Consider the following 19,157-nt stretch of genomic DNA (forward strand, 5'->3'; position numbering starts at 1 on the left):
CACCTCCTTCCAGCTCGACAAGGCTTTGATTGCTCAGGAGCCCGTCACCCATTCCAACCAATATGGCGCCAGGATCAAGACGACCGCCAGGATAGCCATCAGCCAAAGCACCGTCCGATTCACACGAGATGCCGCACAGGGAACGCACACAGCCTCAGGAACACACACGGCTCTCGGCTTCCGATAGGCCAGATACAAGCTGACGCCCAGCAAGACCGCGGTCAGCCCCATGAACAGCGGGCGATAGGGCACCAGCGCCTTGAGGAACCCAGCCGTGCTCGCGAGGAACCCCGTCGCTCCCACGCCCACGCCGAGGGCGGCAAACACCACCGACCCGATGCAGCACACCGACGCCAGAAAGGCGGTGACGAGACTCCCGATCGAGCTGGCGGCGATCGCCGTGTTTCCCCTTCCAGGCGGAGAGACTGCTGTGATGTTGGACGACGATAGGTCAGGTTGCCGTTTGAGCAGATCCACAAAAATCTCTCTGCTCAGATAGAGGGCCTCCCCTAAGCTCAGCACGTACCCCGACTCGTGCGGCCGCGCTTGCCACCAGGCTGTGGCGTGTGCCGACGAACAGAAGAAATCGATCGTTGGGCAGACCGACGTGCAGGCGCGGCCCGAGTATGCGGTTTCCATCCACACCACCGTCTCGATCGGGGTGTGACTCGCGATTCTCCCGTCTCGCACGTCGATCGCGATGGGCATCCCTGCCGCATGCGGACCGGAGCGAAAGATCGCGGTTCAGCAGAAAGGTGATGCCCAGCGCATCGACGGCACAGGGAGCATAGACCGGCTTCGCCGCAGCCCAGTCGCAGAATTGCACGCGATGCTTGGTCGGGACCGTGGAAAAGGGATAGGCGAGCCGGATCTCACCGGACCCCGGGTCCAGATCAAGCAGGTCCAGCGCCTGCAATCGCTCAAGCGTCGCCCGCACGCGATCCGGCTCGTCAAGACCCAGCGCAGCCGCCAGCTCCTGGCAAGTGGGCGCACGGCCCAGCAACGGGTACTGCGTGAGCACATACCGCCGGATCGCTTCCTCTCGCGGTTCAAGCCCGGCCTGTCTGCACCTCCATCCCAGCATGGATTCAACTAGGCCGAGCAGCCGTCTGACTGTCTCGGTCGCAAGCGGCTCGATCGGCGCGACTCGCCCCAGGGTCTCTACCGACGGACACACATTCGCCCTCCTCTCCCCTCTCTTACGGATGCACGAAGGCTGCCTCCCTCCCGCTGCGCTCACTCGCTGCCCGCTTCTCCGCCCGGATGACCTCCCCCAAGCAGCACCGCCCTGACGGATTCTCCACCTCGCATCGGCAGTTCCCTGCTTTGACCGCGGCCCGAATGCGGGCGGACGCCGTAGATCGCCCCCTCCGTTCAATCTCCTCGCGGATCATACGCTCTGTCACCTTCAAGCAATAACAGACCGGGACCGGATCCTGTTTCTCCTTTAGCCCGACCCGCACCCGAATCTGATCCTTGCTGAACTGGGTCCCATCCCCACCGTAGTACACCACAGGACAGTCCTGGGTCTCGCAAAATAGGTACTGGTCCCCGGTCACCGCGCCTCGCGCCTCGGGCTTGAGGAGCGCTTGAATTGTGATCCTGTCAACCGGGCGGCCTTCTTGGCCGCATTGATGACACAGGGGGAGAGCTCCCCGTCCCTTGCTCGTGCCGCTCGCAGGCATCTGGCAACAGTCAGTCATTCGTCTCTCCGTGCATTTCCTTCATCGCTTCGGACTATCGCTTTCATGAGCGGCGCAACATGCGGCTCCCGTTGCCTGTCGGTTTCGCGCCACTGCATAAACGGTGATCGCCAAAAACACGGCGAGAGCCGGAAGGAGGACAGCGTCCAGGTACCCTGTGACGGCTCCTAGTCCGATGACGCCCAAGAGAACGGCCAGAGCGGGCGTGAAGCAGCACAGCGCGACAATCCCTGAGCCGACCAGCCCTGTCCATAGCAACGCCTTCGTCGTTTTGGCTTTCATCGTCTCCCTCCCACGAAGGCTGACCAGCCCAGGCCCTTCTCGACCGATCGGTCGTGGTCGGCGCGTGCCGACAGCCGTCCAGCGGCCCAGATCTTCCTATGCCGACGGGACGGCAATAACCTTACACCTTTGATCTAGGTATAGAGTCAAGCAGTTTCGTGGGACACGGAAAGCTGCCCGGGGCTGTTGGCCAGAAAAGTCTGAACGGTCTTGGTCTCTGCTAAGGTCGGTCGGTGGGGGAGTGGATGGCTGAGTCGGTCCGGGCAGAGGACGCGCCAGCGGCGCACAGCCCGGCTGAGCGGAGCTGCGCCACAGGGATCGGTTGGTGCCGCGACCAATCCAGCCGCGTCCCGTTCACCACGATGGCCGGAACGCGGTTGACGCCGTACCGGCTTGCCTTGGCCAACCAGTCGGCCCGGTTCTAGCCGGTGCGCAGGTCATAGAGTGCGAGGCGCACGCGGTGGTCGAGCGCGGCGCGGATCTGGTCAACAGCCTCTTGGCAGATGGGACAGCCTCGGTGAAAAGTGTAAATGTCAAGACTTCATCTGACGGTCACGGAGTCCTCGCCCTCATCGGTTATGCGGCGATCCTCTTCGCCTTCGCCAAGGGCACACTGTCGAGAAACGTCTGCAGCGGGGTCTTGCCGTCACACCAGCGCCCTTGGCGCGGTCGGCGTTCATGATCCTCCGCCAGCCAGGCATCAAGATCCGCCTGCCGCGCCATAAGGGGCGCTCAGCGAACAGGGCGCTCGCGGGGGCCGATCGGGACGGCGGAAGTCCCATGGCGGGATCGGCGACGAATCCGCCCACAAGCCGCGCCGCGCCGCCCGCGCCTCGCGCTCCAGTTCCGCCAGATGCGTGTCGCGCGAATACCGGCAGGACCACCAGGCCCGTCCCGCCTGCACCCGCTCCTCATTGAGGATTCGGCCGTCCGGTCGTCCGACGTCGCCGATCACCCGCCCGTACTGATCCCACCCATGCTCGCGGACCGTGACAGTCTGGCCGAAGACGAGCTCGGCGGTCAATTGCTTCGCGCGCTGCCCGAACGCCTGACGGCTTTCCGGCGCATCGACGCCGTTCAAGCGCACACGGACTTGACGACCTTCCTCCAGCACCGTAATGGTGTCGCCGTCTGCGACGCTCACGACGCGGCCGGTGAAGTCCGCCCATGCGACACTCGCCGCGGCGACCGCCCTCAGGAAAAGCAGGTTCGCGCCAGCGAGCCAGCTCAGCGCAACTCAGTCGCGATAGGCTGTTTCTGTAGATCACTCTCTTATCAACTTGAGTAAGTCTTCCCTGGATAACCCACACTGTTTCGCAATACCTAACAGCGTCCCTTTAGCCAGCTCGTCGTGAAGGGGTACCACGGTTCTGTACGATCCTTTCTGCAGGCTCACATGAGCCTGTTGCACAAACCCCTTGACACCTAGGCAATTATATGTATACTGTCTTCCCGAGTCATGACCGAAGGGAGGATGCGATGGGCTACAACTTTCTGCCGTGTGAGCGCGAGCAACTGTATCTGATGCCGCCGGCGTTGCAGGATTGGCTGCCGGAGGGCGATCTGGCCTGGTTCATCCTGGATGCGGTGGCCCAGATGGATCTGACGAAGATCGAGCGGACGTACCGAGCCGATGGCTGGGGCCAAGCGGCCTACGAGCCGGCCATGATGGTGGCGCTGCTGCTGTATGCGTACTGCCTGGGGGAGCGCTCCAGCCGCCGGATCGAACGGCTGTGCGAGCGGGATGTGGCCTTTCGGGTGCTCGCGGCCAATCAGCGGCCCGATCACACCACGATCGCCCGATTCCGGCAGACCCATGAGGCCGCGTTGGCCGCCCTGTTTACGCAGGTGCTGACGCTGTGTGCGGCGGCGGGGTTGGTGAAGGTCGGGGTGGTGGCCCTGGATGGCACGAAGATCAAGGCCGACGCGGCGCTGGCAGCGAATCGGACCGCCGAGACGATTGCGGCGGAGGTGACGCGGATGCTGACCGAGGCTCAGGCCACCGATGCCGCCGAGGATCGGCTGTACGGACCGGAGCAGCGGGGCGACGAACTGCCGGAGGCGTTGCGGGATCGGCGGAGCCGACTGGCCCGGTTGAAGGCGTGCCAGGCACGGTTGACGCAGGCGGCGGCCGAGGCGACCGCGCAGCAGCAGGCCAAGCTTGAGGCCCGCCAGGCCGAGGAAGCCGCCACCGGGCAGAAGAAGCGGGGCCGCAAGCCGAAGGCGGCCGAAGCGGCAGCGGATGCCACGGCCAAGGCGAACGTGACAGACCCGGACAGTCGCATCATGAAGACCCAGGCCGGGTACGTGCAAGGCTACAATGCCCAAGCGGTCGTGACGGAGGCGCAGATCATCGTGGCGGCCGCCGTCACGCAGGAGGCGAACGATGTCCGGCAACTGCATCCGATGCTGACGCAGGCGCAGGAGAATCTGCAGGCCATCGAGCACCCGCAGGCCATCAAGACCGCCCTGGCAGATGCCGGCTATTGCAGCGAGGCCAACCTGACGGAGGCCGATCCCGCCGGACCTGAGTTGCTGATCGCGCCGAACCAAGATTGGAAACAGCGCAAGGCGCTGCGGGAGCAGCCACCGCCACGAGGCCGCTGTCCGAAGGGGCTGACGGCCCGCGACCGCATGGAGCGCACGCTGCTGACGCAGCGCGGACGTCGTCTGTACACGCAGCGCGGCCAGACGGTGGAGCCGGTATTCGGCCAGATCAAGAGCACCCGTGGCTGTGATCGCTTCATGCGCCGTGGCCGCCAAGCCTGTGACGGCGAGTGGAAGCTGCTCTGCGCCACGCATAACTTGTTGAAGCTCTGGCGGAGTGGGAAGGCGGCCTGGACCGGTCGGCGCAGGGGCAGCGAACCGCGACGGCTTGGCCGGGGAAGCGGAAAGAAGACAAGGGGATGACTCTCTCAAAGGCCACGCTCCCTCGCGGTCTCGGCAGCGAGAAGCCCACATGGGAGCGAAGCGAATCAATGTCTGGTGACCAGAGGGCTCGATCATGAGTTTGAGCAACAGGCTCACATGACTTCCCTTTTGCCGCACAACGTGAAAGCCTGACTTCTCAAGAGCCTTCACCAGCTCCCTGCCAGAGAGAACCGGGAGTTTAGCCACCGATCGCTACCTCGAGAGGGCAAAGAACTACTTCACCTGGGCTTTCGGGTAGTCCCTCTGTTCCGAAACTTTCCAGGTACAGCTCGACAGCCTCTTTGAGATTTCCCTTGGCCTCTTCAATGGTCTTCCCCTGGCTGACAACGCCAAGTTCTACACAATGGGCGACATACCACCGCTCTTCCTTCGTGATGACAGCCGTGACTTTCATCCTATCCCCTCTCGACAAGCCTCGCGATTACCTCTGCTTGGCCACAATCTGGTCCTTGATCTTCTCGTACGTCGCCTGTGGGAGAATTTTCTTCTGGAGCAACTCGTCTTTCCGCTTGTACGGCCGGTTGTCGAGGATCTTCTTGGCGTAGGCGTTCCCGATGCCCGGCAGGGTCTTGAGTTGCTCGACCGTTGCTGTATTGAGATCCAGCGGTTCGGTTTTCTCCGCCGCCATGGCGATCGCCGTCGTCCAGCCGCCAGTTGGCGGCACGAGTACCGAGACGAGCACCACCAGACTGGCGCAGAGGAACCCGCACAGAACACGACTCATATCCTTCAGCATCTCTTCCCTCCTCGTTATCCCGTTGACGGTCTCTTGTCGCCGTGACCTCCTCCCACCCTTAAAAGGGTGCGCTTTCCCGGCAGTCTCTCGTCAACACCTTCCAGCAACGTTCTGGTATGGTAGGCGTCGTTCACCTTCCCGTCAATCATCAGCATCGAGCGCCACGTCCCGCTGACCATCTGGGCGTCAGCCGATCGGTTGGGTGTCCAGGATTGATCCTCGCCCCGCGCCATCTTCCACCACGACCTGGGTGTGAGGCTGCTGAGCGTCAAACGCACGGGACCCCAGGCACACCGCGTCTCCGTTCTCCCCCGGCATCGCGATCTATGAGGGTCATCGGACTGTCGGACCACATTCGGACGCGGCGCTTTCATAATCAGTATACGACAATCCTGGTCGTGGATGATGAGCCCGGTGTTCGGAGCCTCATCGCCGCCACCCTCCGCAGGCAGGGGTACACGGTCCTGGAAGCGTCGGATGGGCTGGAGGCGTACACGCTCTTTACTCAACGCCCGAGCTCCATCGACCTCATCATCACGGATCTGCGCATGCCCAGGATGACCGGCTTCGATCTGCTCCAGGCTGTGCGGGCGACGCCGTCCATCACCCCGCCTCGCCCGCCGACACCGGTTCTCCTGGTCTCCGGGACGGCCCCGCCGGCTCTCTGCGGACCGATCGCGTCGCTCGGGGTGCCGTTTCTGCCAAAGCCCCGTGAGTCTCCCGGAGCTCCTGCAGACCGTCTGCGCCGTGCTCGACTCCGTGCGGGCACCCCGCCCCTCGCGCCCGCCACGCTGCTTCCACCCGCGCCGCAGGCGCGCGGGCTCACACTGCCCCTCTTCGTGCCTTCCAGCGGTTCGCCGACCGGATGCCAAGCGGTGATCCAGGCTTGACTTGGGGCCTGGGACTATGTGACCATTGGTCACATGCAGCCACACGAACTGAAACGAGCTCGACAGGAATTAGGATGGACCCAGGCGGCGCTCGCCGCGGCGCTCGGGACCGCCCGGGAAACCATCGCGCGCTACGAAATCGGCACCCGCCGCATTCCTGGGCTGGTGGCGGTCGCCATCAGGCAGTTGGCCGCCCTGCCTCGGATTCCCCTCGTCGGCACCGTCGTGGCCGGCACGCCCTTAGAAGCTTTTCCGCAGGCCGACGGAGAACAGGTCGAGGTCCCGCGGAGCATGGTGAGGCGGCGACACACCTTTGCTCTGCGCGTCAAAGGCGACTCCATGCGGGACGACGGAATTCTGCCCGGGGATCTCGTGGTCGTGCAGAAGCAGGGCACCGCTCGCAACGGCCAGACGGTCATTGCGCTGCTCAATGGCGAAGCCACGATCAAAACCTATCACCGCAAGGGAGACCGGATTGAACTCCATTCGGCCAACGAGACCATGCCGCCCATCGTGGTGCAGGACACCGACCGGTTGCAGATCGAGGGCATCGTGGTCGGGGTGATCCGGCATCTCAGCCCCTAGCCGTTCCTAAAACCATGGAAAGCCATTCCACAGCACGTCACCCGAACGGCGCTGATGACGATTCGCGTGCAGGAATTCCACCTGCACTCGCCGGTAGGATCGCTGCCGGCGCCTTGCCGGACCGTCCGGCAGGTGACCGACAGGATCGAGCCATGCCCGACCAGCGAGGCGCTGCCAGCGCCGCTTCCTTCCTGGCGACCTGCCGCCAGAACGACCAGACGTGCTTGTCCCGATTCCTCACGGGTAGGGAGAAGGCGACCTGGTCGCTCATGCGGCGGTTTGGCCGCTCGGAATACTTCAGAGCCCGCCGCGCGAGGCACAACGCTGCGGCCTGGTGAGTCGAAAGCCCATAACGGCGGGCGAATTTGTGCCGACCGATGACCGAGGTGTAGGCGGGATTGACCTCCAGCACCTCCAGACCCGCATCATGAGCACGGGCCTTGAGGATGGCGAGGATGCGGGCGTAGGACAGCGCCGAGAGCATCCGGCGATAGCGGACACCGTTGCCCTCGAGCTGCGCCTTCTTCCGGGCGAACGCCAGCCGCTCGAAGGCCAGGGGCTTGTGTGTTCCCCGGGCGAATGCCATCACCTGCTTGACGGCTTCGCCGATGCGCGCTTGGGCCTGTTCTCGGCTGCACCCGTACGTGACCAGCGGGATCTTCGCCGTGGCGCACGGATTCCCATGCCGGTCGGTTTCGGTTACAGCCAGATGGTCGTTGTTGAGGTCAAGCCCGATCACACCGAGCCGCCGATCGCTTTGGAGCCTGACGGGCAGGACTCCGGTGGAGATGAATACACGCCAGCCTTTGGCATCACGAACAAAGCGGTAGCTGATCGCCTGTTGCCGGGCGAGCGCCGCCACCACATGCTCAGTCCCATACGGCAGCGTCGCCTCAACGCGCAGGAATTTCTCTCCCCCGTTGGCCGCGATGACAGCGTCCGGCAGACGCAGCCGGAAGGCAAAACGGCCATGGCCCAGGTATTCCGCCACACACCCCTGGCACCCGGCGGTCTCGTCCTTCGATCCCAGGACGAAGAACTGGCTCGCACGGGCACGTCGCCACGCGGTGCGCCATTCATCCAGAGACGCGTAGCCATGCTCCTTCAGATGGAACTGGGCCCGGAACAGCGGCCGGCTGCCAAAACAGATCCGGACCCGGTCATGGGCGTGATCGTCCTCCAGGCGAGCCAAGCGGTGCCGGAGGATGGCCAGGCGGCGCTTCTTCTGATGGATCCGTTTGGCCAGGCACGCGCGCTGCGTAGCATCGGTCTCTTCGCGGTGGCGTCTGTCCAGCGCAGCCAGCCGCTTTTCGGCCGTGTTGATGCGTGTCCGGGCTTCCTGGATCAGTCCCTTGCGGCGTTCCTTGATCGAGGACACCATGCCCTTCAGCGTATGGCAGATCGCATTGAACTGCCGGGCGGTCAGGCCAAAACGCTGGAGATAGGCGGGCTTCAAGGACTCCGGGCTCTCGCCCCGTGCCATAGCGGCAAACAGCGTGCGCTGCACGTGGCCATACAGTTCGGCATAGGCCCCGAGCAGGCTGTCCGCCTTCGGCGGGATGACCAGGCGGGTTTGATACGTGCGTTGAGCTGCCACCTATCCGCCCTCCCTGCAGGCCGCGATCAGGTTCTTGGCCCGATTCTTGGCCGAGCGGCGTCCATACAGACGGGCGCAGAACGAAGTCAGCACCGCGATCATGTCCTGCACCAGGTCGTCCTGAAGCTCAGACTCGTCTACCACCAACACGCGTGCCCCGCGGGCAGTCAGGGCCGCTTCCACGTACTCCGCTCCAAAGCGCATCAACCGGTCCCGGTGTTCCACAATGATGGTTTTGACCCTGGGATCGGCCAGAAGGTGCATCAGCTTCTTTCGATGGCCGTTCAGACCGGAGCCGATTTCAGTGACCGTCCGGCTTACCGACAGCCCTCGGGCATTCGCGTATTCCAGGCAACGGGCCACTTGTCCATCCAGATGGGGGCGCTGATCACTGCTGGAAACACGGGCATCGATCACGGCGATGCCGTTATCTTCTGATGCCTCCTGAACGATGATCGTCCCACTCGGCAACTGTCTGGCGGGGATAGGCAGCTTGCCGAGCCGAAACCAGTTCCAGACCGTGCGGTAGCTGACGCCTTGTTTCTTCGCCCAATCGCTTAATTTCATGCTTCATAGAGCAGCATGTATTTCTATAGTATTCTAGACAACACGAGAACTGTTGCAACCCCTCGGGAGACCATCAGACACGGTAAGCCCGCTCGATGGATCGGCAGATTCTCTGTTTCAGTATTCCGTCGTTCGAGATTGCGCTCGCCCGCAGGCAGGAGCCCCGTCTCGTCACCCGCCCGGTCGCCATCGCCCCGCTCGTGACCCCGCGCGCCCGGCTGTGCGAGGTCTCTCGTGAAGCCGAGCAAGACGGCGTATCGGTCGGGATGTCGCTCGAGGAGGCAAGACGGCGATGCCGAGCCCTCGTGGTCGTCCCGCCCGATCCCACTCGCGTCCAGCGCGCCACTGAGGCGCTACTCCCTGTCATCACGCACTATGCGCCCCTCTGGGAACCCGTGGCACCCGGCTCGTTTCTGCTGGATGTGACCGGCACGAAGCGCCTCTTCGGTCCGGCCTGCGACATAGCGGTCAAGGTCCAACGGGCCATCGTCGAGCAGACGCGGCTCGAGGGGCTGGCCGGCCTGGGCAGCAACAAGCTGGTCGCACAGACGGCTGCGCGCTTGGTCGAGCCCGCCGAACTCTACGCGGTCCGGGCTGGATCTGAACGCGCCTTCATGGCGCCGTTGCCGATTCGCCTGTTGCCGGGACTGCAGTGTCCCTGCATGCGCCCTGTCCTGGCGCGGCTGGACGATCTCAACCTCCGTACACTGGGCGAAGTCGCGGACAGTCCCCTCGAGGCATTGACCCTCGCACTCGGCGACGCTGCGGGCCCGCTCTCCCAATGGGCGCGGGGGATCGACCATACCCCGGTCTTTCCGCCCGCTGCTTGCCCCTCTCTCGAAGCGACCGCCACCCTCGAGTCGGAGGAGATCGAGGATGCCGTGCTGTGGGGCAGACTCTCGGAGGTCCTGCAGCGGCTCTGCCGCACCCTGCGAAGCCAACGGCGCGTCTGCCGTCTAGTGTCCCTCACGATTCGCTACAGCGATCAGGTCGAGGTCACGCGCCAAGCGCGCGTCTTGCCAGAGACCTGTTGGGAAGCCGATCTCTCGCCCGTGCTCGCGTCGCTCTTCCAGCGCAGCTTCCGCCGCCGGATCCGCCTCTGCCAGCTGACGGTCAGTCTGACCGGCCTCGCGGACTTCGCCGAGCAGCGTTCGCTCTTCGAGGAGCCGCCCCGCGATGACCAGTTACGGCGAGCGCGCGCCCGAGCCCTCGCCGTCGCGCTCGATCAGCTTCAGGCCCGGTTCGGTGAACGGGCGATTCGTTATGGAAGGAGCCTGTAAGTGTCGTCCGCCTTCGTCCATCTCCATACGCACTCGCTCTACTCCCCCATGGAAGGGGTGCCGACGCTCGAAGCGCTCTGCGCGGCGGCGCGCGCGCAAGGCCAGGACCGGCTGGCGCTGACCGACACGAACGGGCTCTACGGCGCGATCCGGTTCCTCGCGGTCGCGCGGCATGCCGGCCTCAAGCCGATTTTGGGCGCAGAACTGGTTGACAAGTCGCACCGGGCGGTCCTGCTGGCCAAAACCCCGACCGGCCACGCGAATCTCTGCCGGATCCTCTCCGCTCGACACGGCGACAAGCCGTTCGACTTCACCGCCACGGTCGCCCAGCATCGAGCCGGATTAGTCATCCTTTCCGATGACCGCGCCGCCCTGACCGCCTGGCGTCGGGATTCGGAGGAAGACCTCTATGTGGAGCTGACGCCTGGCCCCACGTTACACGAGGCCGTGGCCTTCAGCCGGCAGAGCGGACTGCCGCCGGTGGTGACCCCGCGCGCCTTCTTCCTTCGGCCTGTCGATTACGCCGCGCACCGCCTGCTCCGGGCGATTGCCCTGAACACGACCCTCTCCCGGCTTCGTCCTGAAGCCTGCGCCGCCCCGTCACAGTGGCTTATGCCGGAGATGGCGCTCGCCCGCTTGATTCCCCACGTCCCCGACGCCTTCGCCCATACGCGCCGCATCGCAGAGGGCTGCCACCACGACTGGGACTTCACCGCGACGATCTTGCCCACCTTCCACCAGTTGTCCGCCGAGGCCGCTTTCGAGATGTTACGGACCAAGACCTACGAGGGGGCGCGCTGGCGCTACGGTGCCCTGTCCACGAGGGTGACGCAGCGGATCGAGCAGGAGCTGGCCGTGATCCAGCAGAAGGGGTACGCCCCCTATTTTCTCGTCGTCGAGGAGATTGTCCGGCAAGCGCCCCGGACCTGTGGCCGGGGCTCCGCGGCGGCCTCCATCGTGTCGTATTGCCTCGGGATCACCCACGTCGATCCCCTGCGACACCATCTGCTGTTCGAGCGCTTCCTCAACTTCAGCCGCCGCGATCTGCCAGACATCGACCTCGATGTCCCATGGGATGAGCGCCCCGCCCTGCTCAAATGGGTGTTCGCGCACTACGGGCCACACCGGGCCGCGAGGGTGGCCACCCAGCACACCCTGACCCTGCGAGGCGCGCTGCGCGAGATCGCTAAGGTATATGGGATGCCCGCCGCCGAGATCGGCAAGGCCCTCTCGCTCCTCCACCGGCGTGCCGACTTCGTGGACGTGGCGCCTGGGATGACTGTCAAGAGCTGGGCGACGCAGGTCTGCGCAGCCCTTGGTCTCCGAACCCCGTGGCCGGAGATTCTAGGCTGGGCCGTCCAACTCCGCGGGCACTTTCGGCATCTCAGTCTCCATCCCGGAGGGGTTGTGCTGGTTCCTGACGAGATTCGACGGTATGTCCCGGTGGAACGGTCCGCCTCCGGCTGGCCTGTGATTCAATGGGAGAAGGATCAGGCCGAAGAGGCAGGCTTGGTCAAGATCGACCTCCTCGGCAATCGGTCGCTCGCCGTGATCCGGGACGCCCTCGCCGCGATTGAGCGCAACACCGGCCGGGCCACCGACTATGCGACCTGGGATCCGATCAACGATCCGGCCACGAACGAGCTGATTCGGCGAGGCGATACGATGGGGTGTTTCTCTATCGAGTCGCCCGCTACCCGGCTCCTGCTCAAGAAACTCTGGACCGGCATGCCGCCGGCGCGACGCGCGCAGGCAGACGTGTTCGAGTACTTGGTTGCCCTCTCTTCGCTCATCCGGCCGGCCGCCAACACGTTCGCGGAGGAGTTTGTCCGCCGCGCGCATGGGTGCCCGTACGCCTCGCTCCATCCGATCTTGGATGAGGTGCTCGCGGAGACGCACGGGATCATGGTCTACCAGGAAGACGTGATGAAGGTCGCGGTGGCCTTGGCGGGATTCTCCATGGAGGATGGCGATCAACTCCGGAAGGTCTTGAGCAAGAAGCACAAAGCCCGGCAGCTTCGGGATTATCAGCGACAATTCTACGCCGGCGCCGCCGCGCGCGGCGTGCCGCAGTCCGTGATCGACCAGATTTGGGCCATGATCATGAGCTTCGCCGGTTACAGTTTCTGCAAGCCGCACGCCGTCTCGTACGCGCAGGTCAGTTGCAAGGCAGCGTACTTGCGAGCCCACTATCCGGCGGAGTTCATCGCGGCCGTCATCAGCCATCAGGGCGGGTACTACTCGACGTACGCCTATCTGTCGGAGGCGCGGCGCATGGGGCTCGCGATTCTCCCGCCGGACATCAACGCGAGCGAATGGGCATACACAGGATCGGGCCACACGCTGCGTGTGGGGCTGATGCAGATCAAGTCTCTCCAGGAGGACTTCGCGAAGCGAATCGTGGCGGAGCGTCAGGCGCACGGACCCTTCCGTTCCTTGCGCGACCTGCTGGAGCGGCTGCAGCCCGAGGCCGCACAGGTGAGGCTGCTCATCAAGGCCGGCTGTCTCGACTCGATCGCGGAGGGACTCACCCGCCCGGCTCTGCTCTGGAGACTCTTCGCCTCCCAAGCGGCCAGGCCGCCGGGCTCTCTGCCGATTCCGGCTGAGTATGCCTTCCCGCAACGGCTCGCGCACGAGCTGGAGCTGTTCGGCTTTCCATTGAGCTGCCATCCCCTGGAGCTGTTCAAGGACGAGGTGAGTCACCTCCCCTCCCTTCCCGCCCAGGCCCTCGGCCAGCACGTCGGGCAAGAGGTGACCCTGATCGGTTGGCTGCTCACCGAGAAGATCACCGCCACGAAGCAAGGCGAGCCGATGGAGTTTGTGACCTTCGAGGACCAGACAGGACTCTACGATGCGACCCTGTTCCCTGATGTCTACAGCCGGTACGGCCATCTCCTGGCGCCGAACCAGGCGTATCTCGTGACCGGGGTCGTGGAGGAATCGTTCTCCACCGTCACCGTGACGGTCACGCACCTCAGGTGGTTAGCATGCCAGGCTCTGGCCCCGGATCTCGAGCCTGCTGAACATGTCGTGAGCTAGCCGTATCCTCGTGACCATGCCCCTCTCCCCGCTCATCCGGTTCGGCACGAGCACCTGGACCTACGAAGGCTGGCACGGCCAGATTTACCAGCGCGACTACCCCAACGGCCGCTTTGCGGCGGAGTGCTTGGGCGAATACTGCCAGTTTCAGTACCGCGGCGAACCCCTGTTTCGCACCGTCGGTAACGACAGCACCTTTTACCACCCGCCGACCGTCAGCCAACTCCGGCGCTATCTCGCGCAGATCCCTGCAGACTTCGAGATGTGCTTCAAGGTCTGGGAAGCGATCACGATCCCCGTGTACGCCCAACAGGCGCGGTATGGCGCCAAGGCCGGCCAGCCGAATCCGCGGTTTCTCGATGCCACTTTGTTTCAAGATGCGGTGCTCGCGCCCTTGCGGGAGGCCGGGTTTCTTCCGCACACCGGCCCCCTCATCTTTGAAGTTCAGCGCCATGGGATGGCCGCCGCCGAGTTCTGCGCTCGGCTGGATCAGTTCTTCAGCCAGCTTCCTACAGATGTGCGCTACGCGGTCGAAATCCGCAATGCCGGCCTGCTCGGCCCGGACTACCGGGCCGTCCTCGAGCGCCACGGCATCGCGCACGTGTATAACCATTGGAGCGCCATGCCGCCATTGGTCACGCAGCACCAGCGAATCGGATCCTTCACGGCCCCGTTCACGGTGTTGCGCCTCCTCACACCGCTCGGGATGTCGTACGAGCAAGCGAAGAAACGGGCTGAACCCTACACACGGATTGTCGCCGAGTTACCGGAGATGCGGCGGGATACGGTCGCACTGGTTCGGCAGGCTGTGAGCGAAGGCCGCCGCGCCTATGTGCTTGTCAACAATCGGGCCGAGGGGAATGCCCCGCTGACGATTCAGGCCCTCGTAGACCAGTTGCTCGCCGAGGCTTGAGCGTCACCCCATCCTGTCGGCGATCCCCTTCGCCACCTGGTGAGCTCTGAGGTGTTGGCTCCTGCGCAGCCACCCGCTTGGCCGCGAACGGCCGGGGCGGCCGACGTGGTCCACTGGCAGGGACCACGGCCGGCTTGGGCCCTGGTGTTGCCATCCTCCCCGGCCTGTAGGCCCGGGAGGATGGTGGGAGGCCTGTCATGGAACCTTCGTACAAGGTCGCCACACCGCGAAGGGTGGTCCGCGAAGGCCGCTCCCCGTTCACCCCAGACACGTCCGCCATGGCCCTCGAACAGGTCGTGGCGAAGACGGCCCCCAAAGACTGCCGTGATCCGAAGCCATTCTTCTCTCGCACCGGCTTCACCCACCGAGCGTGCCGAACAACGTCTTGACTTCTTCCGCCATCCCCAAGGCTTCGGCCTGAGCGATCAGGGCCGTCCGTTCGGCAGAGCTCGGCTGGCGAACGGCGACGATCTCCCGGGCATCCTGGAGGTCCACTGGTCCCCCCGCATAGACTTTCAAGAGCACCAGCGCCTGCCAATTCACCACCGGGACCTGACAGTCCAGGACAGCCACCGTTGGCACGTCTCGAAACACCACCTCCGCCCACTGCTGAGGCAACACGATCAACTGGACGGGGATCGCCCGTTCGCCAACGCGGATCTCCATCCGGAACACGCCGCGGAGGGGATCATCCGGATCGCCCGGTTGGTACGTGGCCTCCAGCCGGGAGGCGAGGAGGGTGGGATTCGCGGTCCCCATCGCGACAGCCAGATCAATATCGCGCGTGGCGCGCACCACCCCCCAGGCTGAGACGGCAAAGCCGCCGACCAGCGCGTAGGACCGGACGAGTCCCTGTTCTCGGGCCCGGTTAAGACGGTCCAGGGTTTCAATCAGCGCTTGGCGGAACACGCGCGCGTGAGCTCAAGACAGAAGTCGGACAGCTCGAAGGCCATCTGGAGCCGCTCCTCAGGCTTCATGCGCCGAGCCTCCTCAATCTTTCTGTCGGCAAGCCACCGACTGAGTCGGCTCGGCCGCCGGCCGCGAGCGGGACTCCGAGGGGTGGACAGGCGAGTCATACGGGGAAATTATACACGGGTTCCGGCACGGAAAGAACCCCCAGCAAGCTGGGAGGCATCCAATGGCTGGTTTTCCTGACCGTTCCTAAAACCATGGAAAACCATTCCACAGCACGTCACCCGAACGGCGCTGATGACGATTCGCGTGCAGGAATTCCACCTGCACTCGCCGGTAGGATCGCTGCCGGCGCCTTGCCGGACCGTCCGGCAGGTGACCGACAGGATCGAGCCATGCCCGACCAGCGAGGCGCTGCCAGCGCCGCTTCCTTCCTGGCGACCTGCCGCCAGAACGACCAGACGTGCTTGTCCCGATTCCTCACGGGTAGGGAGAAGGCGACCTGGTCGCTCATGCGGCGGTTTGGCCGCTCGGAATACTTCAGAGCCCGCCGCGCGAGGCACAACGCTGCGGCCTGGTGAGTCGAAAGCCCATAACGGCGGGCGAATTTGTGCCGACCGATGACCGAGGTGTAGGCGGGATTGACCTCCAGCACCTCCAGACCCGCATCATGAGCACGGGCCTTGAGGATGGCGAGGATGCGGGCGTAGGACAGCGCCGAGAGCATCCGGCGATAGCGGACACCGTTGCCCTCGAGCTGCGCCTTCTTCCGGGCGAACGCCAGCCGCTCGAAGGCCAGGGGCTTGTGTGTTCCCCGGGCGAATGCCATCACCTGCTTGACGGCTTCGCCGATGCGCGCTTGGGCCTGTTCTCGGCTGCACCCGTACGTGACCAGCGGGATCTTCGCCGTGGCGCACGGATTCCCATGCCGGTCGGTTTCGGTTACAGCCAGATGGTCGTTGTTGAGGTCAAGCCCGATCACACCGAGCCGCCGATCGCTTTGGAGCCTGACGGGCAGGACTCCGGTGGAGATGAATACACGCCAGCCTTTGGCATCACGAACAAAGCGGTAGCTGATCGCCTGTTGCCGGGCGAGCGCCGCCACCACATGCTCAGTCCCATACGGCAGCGTCGCCTCAACGCGCAGGAATTTCTCTCCCCCGTTGGCCGCGATGACAGCGTCCGGCAGACGCAGCCGGAAGGCAAAACGGCCATGGCCCAGGTATTCCGCCACACACCCCTGGCACCCGGCGGTCTCGTCCTTCGATCCCAGGACGAAGAACTGGCTCGCACGGGCACGTCGCCACGCGGTGCGCCATTCATCCAGAGACGCGTAGCCATGCTCCTTCAGATGGAACTGGGCCCGGAACAGCGGCCGGCTGCCAAAACAGATCCGGACCCGGTCATGGGCGTGATCGTCCTCCAGGCGAGCCAAGCGGTGCCGGAGGATGGCCAGGCGGCGCTTCTTCTGATGGATCCGTTTGGCCAGGCACGCGCGCTGCGTAGCATCGGTCTCTTCGCGGTGGCGTCTGTCCAGCGCAGCCAGCCGCTTTTCGGCCGTGTTGATGCGTGTCCGGGCTTCCTGGATCAGTCCCTTGCGGCGTTCCTTGATCGAGGACACCATGCCCTTCAGCGTATGGCAGATCGCATTGAACTGCCGGGCGGTCAGGCCAAAACGCTGGAGATAGGCGGGCTTCAAGGACTCCGGGCTCTCGCCCCGTGCCATAGCGGCAAACAGCGTGCGCTGCACGTGGCCATACAGTTCGGCATAGGCCCCGAGCAGGCTGTCCGCCTTCGGCGGGATGACCAGGCGGGTTTGATACGTGCGTTGAGCTGCCACCTATCCGCCCTCCCTGCAGGCCGCGATCAGGTTCTTGGCCCGATTCTTGGCCGAGCGGCGTCCATACAGACGGGCGCAGAACGAAGTCAGCACCGCGATCATGTCCTGCACCAGGTCGTCCTGAAGCTCAGACTCGTCTACCACCAACACGCGTGCCCCGCGGGCAGTCAGGGCCGCTTCCACGTACTCCGCTCCAAAGCGCATCAACCGGTCCCGGTGTTCCACAATGATGGTTTTGACCCTGGGATCGGCCAGAAGGTGCATCAGCTTCTTTCGATGGCCGTTCAGACCGGAGCCGATTTCAGTGACCGTCCGGCTTACCGACAGCCCTCGGGCATTCGCGTATTCCAGGCAACGGGCCACTTGTCCATCCAGATGGGGGCGCTGATCACTGCTGGAAACACGGGCATCGATCACGGCGATGCCGTTATCTTCTGATGCCTCCTGAACGATGATCGTCCCACTCGGCAACTGTCTGGCGGGGATAGGCAGCTTGCCGAGCCGAAACCAGTTCCAGACCGTGCGGTAGCTGACGCCTTGTTTCTTCGCCCAATCGCTTAATTTCATGCTTCATAGAGCAGCATGTATTTCTATAGTATTCTAGACAACACGAGAACTGTTGCAACCCCCGGGGAAGGTTGCGGGCCGGGTTCGGATTCGGAACCCGGTTCGGGACCGGATACCGGAGGGACCGGTTCAGGTTCCGGAACAGGCTCCGGAACCCCAGCCTTGAGCGCCTGCGCCTTGGCCTTCGTCAGCAGGAAGACCCCCGCCTCGAAGACGACCTCGTCCGAACTGACGGGCTCCTGGAACCAGACCCGCTCATAGGTTCTGTCGGCCCTCTGACCTGAGGCGAGGCCGAAGTCACCCCTGGCGACGAACTCGACGATCTTGCCCCGCAGGGTCGTATCGGGATCGAGCAGGCGCGTGAGCGAGCCGTTCAGGAAGCTCTGCCGCAGGCTGGCGAGCGGCCACGCGCCAGATTCCTTCAATGCGGGCGGCCAGTTCCGGTCGATGTAGCCGGCACCGACCGACTCGTTGAGGAGTGCCGCCGACTTGAGCGCCGAGATGACCCTCCCACAGAGCGTCTCGCCGCTCGAGGAGTGACCAGCCCCCAGGTCGATGACCTTGAGCCCGTCTGCTTCCTGGGGGGCGAAGATCACCGCGAACCGGTAGCCACCCCAGACCTCCTCTTTGGCAGCCTCCTCCGCCTCCTCGACCTTCGCGTGGAGATCCATACGATCCGCCCGGTCAACGTCGCCCCCCAGCGTGCCCTCGGCCACTTCGCGAGCGACGCGCTTCCAGGCGAGCAGGAGCTCGACCTTCTCCCGCAGGTCTCGCCCCGGCTGCTTGAGGCACCACACGAGCGATCCCGGGTAGAGGCGCGGGGACTTGCCGCGTTGTTTGGTCCATTCCGCGATCTCGGCGCGCCGCGCGCCACTCCCCGTCCACTCGGCCTCCGGGTCCCCAATCACCAGTGTCAGGCGCGGGGAATCTGGCGCCTCCGCACCGTCGCGGGGGAACGCCACGACGGGGATGCTCGCGCCCCGGCGGAACTCCGCCTCGACGAGCTTGCGAAGGGCAGGCTTGATCTCGGTCTCTTCATCCAGCGAGGCGCGCCGGTCGTTGACCACCTTCTTCATTGTGGGCTGGTGGCCGATCTTGAACCCATCCGAGCCCACCTTGCGGATGAAATAGGACTTGTTCTCCAGCGCGAAGGCGGCGTTGTCCACCGAGGTCGTGTCCACCTCGGGCTCGCCGAGGGCGAAGCGCAGTTCCGGCAGGTGCGCCACCTTGTCTGTCTGGCCGCCCGAGGACTCGAAGAGGATCGCCGTGCCGACGCGGCGGTGGATGTGGCGGAGCGGGCCCTTCGTGTCGGCGT

19 protein-coding genes and 3 pseudogenes are annotated in these 19,157 nt (G+C 64.6%); 7 read left to right on the forward strand and 15 right to left on the reverse strand.

The window, feature by feature from the left end:
* Positions 1-33: 33 nt before the first annotated feature.
* The 4 genes and pseudogenes from ACWHYQ_RS00660 to merF all read right to left on the reverse strand — a co-directional run bounded on the left by ACWHYQ_RS00660 (position 34) and on the right by merF (position 1,985).
* Positions 34-522: a mercuric transporter MerT family protein gene (locus ACWHYQ_RS00660; RefSeq protein ID WP_447975614.1), complete on the reverse strand. Its 489-nt coding sequence runs from the start codon at positions 520-522 to the stop codon at positions 34-36.
* A gap of 15 nt (positions 523-537) precedes the next feature.
* A pseudogene (gene merB / locus ACWHYQ_RS00665) lies at positions 538-1,084 on the reverse strand (organomercurial lyase); the annotation flags it as partial.
* A gap of 115 nt (positions 1,085-1,199) precedes the next feature.
* Positions 1,200-1,703, reverse strand: coding sequence for a putative iron-sulfur cluster-binding metallochaperone (locus ACWHYQ_RS00670; RefSeq protein ID WP_447973873.1), 504 nt, complete (start codon positions 1,701-1,703; stop codon positions 1,200-1,202).
* 21 nt (positions 1,704-1,724) lie between these two features.
* Complete coding sequence (gene merF / locus ACWHYQ_RS00675; RefSeq protein WP_447973874.1) at positions 1,725-1,985, reverse strand: mercury resistance system transport protein MerF; 261 nt, start codon at positions 1,983-1,985, stop codon at positions 1,725-1,727.
* A gap of 245 nt (positions 1,986-2,230) precedes the next feature.
* On the opposite strand from merF, the gene ACWHYQ_RS00680 reads away from it, so the two are divergent.
* Positions 2,231-2,410 carry a hypothetical protein gene (locus ACWHYQ_RS00680; RefSeq protein WP_447973875.1) on the forward strand — a complete coding sequence of 60 codons (180 nt, stop codon included), beginning with the start codon at positions 2,231-2,233 and terminating at the stop codon, positions 2,408-2,410.
* Between the two features lie 151 nt (positions 2,411-2,561).
* Here the strand turns inward: ACWHYQ_RS00680 and ACWHYQ_RS00685 are convergent.
* Both ACWHYQ_RS00685 and ACWHYQ_RS00690 read right to left on the reverse strand, forming a co-directional pair.
* Positions 2,562-2,699: pseudogene (locus ACWHYQ_RS00685) on the reverse strand (IS481 family transposase); the annotation flags it as partial.
* Entirely contained in the window at positions 2,686-3,129 is a 444-nt protein-coding gene (locus ACWHYQ_RS00690) for a thermonuclease family protein (protein ID WP_447973876.1), read from the reverse strand. The gene ACWHYQ_RS00690 and the pseudogene ACWHYQ_RS00685, both read right to left, overlap by 14 nt.
* A gap of 335 nt (positions 3,130-3,464) precedes the next feature.
* Between ACWHYQ_RS00690 and ACWHYQ_RS00695 the strand changes: the two genes are divergently transcribed.
* Positions 3,465-4,895 carry an IS1182 family transposase gene (locus ACWHYQ_RS00695; protein WP_447973018.1) on the forward strand — a complete coding sequence of 477 codons (1,431 nt, stop codon included), beginning with the start codon at positions 3,465-3,467 and terminating at the stop codon, positions 4,893-4,895.
* Between the two features lie 117 nt (positions 4,896-5,012).
* Here ACWHYQ_RS00695 and ACWHYQ_RS00700 read toward each other — a convergent pair.
* The 3 genes and pseudogenes from ACWHYQ_RS00700 to ACWHYQ_RS00710 form a co-directional block, all read right to left on the reverse strand.
* Positions 5,013-5,102: pseudogene (locus tag ACWHYQ_RS00700) on the reverse strand (type II toxin-antitoxin system HicA family toxin); the annotation flags it as partial.
* On the reverse strand, positions 5,095-5,310 hold the full coding sequence (locus ACWHYQ_RS00705) for a type II toxin-antitoxin system HicB family antitoxin (protein ID WP_447973877.1): 216 nt from the start codon (positions 5,308-5,310) through the stop codon (positions 5,095-5,097). The pseudogene ACWHYQ_RS00700 and the gene ACWHYQ_RS00705, both read right to left, overlap by 8 nt.
* 27 nt (positions 5,311-5,337) lie before the next feature.
* Complete coding sequence (locus ACWHYQ_RS00710; protein ID WP_447973878.1) at positions 5,338-5,652, reverse strand: ComEA family DNA-binding protein; 315 nt, start codon at positions 5,650-5,652, stop codon at positions 5,338-5,340.
* 326 nt (positions 5,653-5,978) lie between these two features.
* Between ACWHYQ_RS00710 and ACWHYQ_RS00715 the strand changes: the two genes are divergently transcribed.
* The gene (locus tag ACWHYQ_RS00715; RefSeq protein ID WP_447973879.1) at positions 5,979-6,542 is read left to right on the forward strand and encodes a response regulator; all 564 of its coding nucleotides are present in this window, start codon (positions 5,979-5,981) and stop codon (positions 6,540-6,542) included.
* 33 nt (positions 6,543-6,575) lie between these two features.
* On the forward strand, positions 6,576-7,127 hold the full coding sequence (gene lexA / locus ACWHYQ_RS00720) for a transcriptional repressor LexA (RefSeq protein ID WP_447973880.1): 552 nt from the start codon (positions 6,576-6,578) through the stop codon (positions 7,125-7,127).
* Positions 7,128-7,164: 37 nt separating this feature from the next.
* On the opposite strand, the gene ACWHYQ_RS00725 is transcribed toward lexA, so the two are convergent.
* Both ACWHYQ_RS00725 and ACWHYQ_RS00730 read right to left on the reverse strand, forming a co-directional pair.
* Positions 7,165-8,724, reverse strand: coding sequence for an IS200/IS605 family accessory protein TnpB-related protein (locus tag ACWHYQ_RS00725; protein WP_447972730.1), 1,560 nt, complete (start codon positions 8,722-8,724; stop codon positions 7,165-7,167).
* Positions 8,725-9,291, reverse strand: coding sequence for an IS607 family transposase (locus ACWHYQ_RS00730; protein ID WP_447972162.1), 567 nt, complete (start codon positions 9,289-9,291; stop codon positions 8,725-8,727).
* Positions 9,292-9,386: 95 nt separating this feature from the next.
* On the opposite strand from ACWHYQ_RS00730, the gene ACWHYQ_RS00735 reads away from it, so the two are divergent.
* Genes ACWHYQ_RS00735 through ACWHYQ_RS00745 form a run of 3 tightly spaced genes read left to right on the forward strand, consistent with a single transcriptional unit; the run spans position 9,387 to position 14,523 of the window.
* Positions 9,387-10,571 (forward strand): DNA polymerase Y family protein, encoded by a 1,185-nt coding sequence (locus ACWHYQ_RS00735; protein ID WP_447973881.1) that lies wholly within the window; start codon positions 9,387-9,389, stop codon positions 10,569-10,571.
* Complete coding sequence (locus ACWHYQ_RS00740) at positions 10,572-13,610, forward strand: DNA polymerase III subunit alpha (RefSeq protein ID WP_447973882.1); 3,039 nt, start codon at positions 10,572-10,574, stop codon at positions 13,608-13,610.
* A gap of 16 nt (positions 13,611-13,626) precedes the next feature.
* The gene (locus tag ACWHYQ_RS00745; RefSeq protein WP_447975615.1) at positions 13,627-14,523 is read left to right on the forward strand and encodes a DUF72 domain-containing protein; all 897 of its coding nucleotides are present in this window, start codon (positions 13,627-13,629) and stop codon (positions 14,521-14,523) included.
* A gap of 357 nt (positions 14,524-14,880) precedes the next feature.
* On the opposite strand, the gene ACWHYQ_RS00750 is transcribed toward ACWHYQ_RS00745, so the two are convergent.
* From ACWHYQ_RS00750 to ACWHYQ_RS00765, 4 genes are all read right to left on the reverse strand, one after another.
* A complete protein-coding gene (locus tag ACWHYQ_RS00750; protein WP_447973883.1) occupies positions 14,881-15,432 on the reverse strand; it encodes a hypothetical protein in 552 nt (183 codons plus the stop codon).
* A gap of 283 nt (positions 15,433-15,715) precedes the next feature.
* Positions 15,716-17,275 carry an IS200/IS605 family accessory protein TnpB-related protein gene (locus ACWHYQ_RS00755; protein ID WP_447972730.1) on the reverse strand — a complete coding sequence of 520 codons (1,560 nt, stop codon included), beginning with the start codon at positions 17,273-17,275 and terminating at the stop codon, positions 15,716-15,718.
* A complete protein-coding gene (locus ACWHYQ_RS00760; RefSeq protein ID WP_447972162.1) occupies positions 17,276-17,842 on the reverse strand; it encodes an IS607 family transposase in 567 nt (188 codons plus the stop codon). It abuts the gene before it with no gap.
* A 23-nt stretch (positions 17,843-17,865) separates the two neighbouring features.
* On the reverse strand, positions 17,866-19,068 hold the full coding sequence (locus ACWHYQ_RS00765; protein ID WP_447973884.1) for a hypothetical protein: 1,203 nt from the start codon (positions 19,066-19,068) through the stop codon (positions 17,866-17,868).
* Positions 19,069-19,157 lie beyond the last annotated feature (89 nt).

Source organism: Nitrospira sp. Kam-Ns4a (assembly GCF_965152595.1).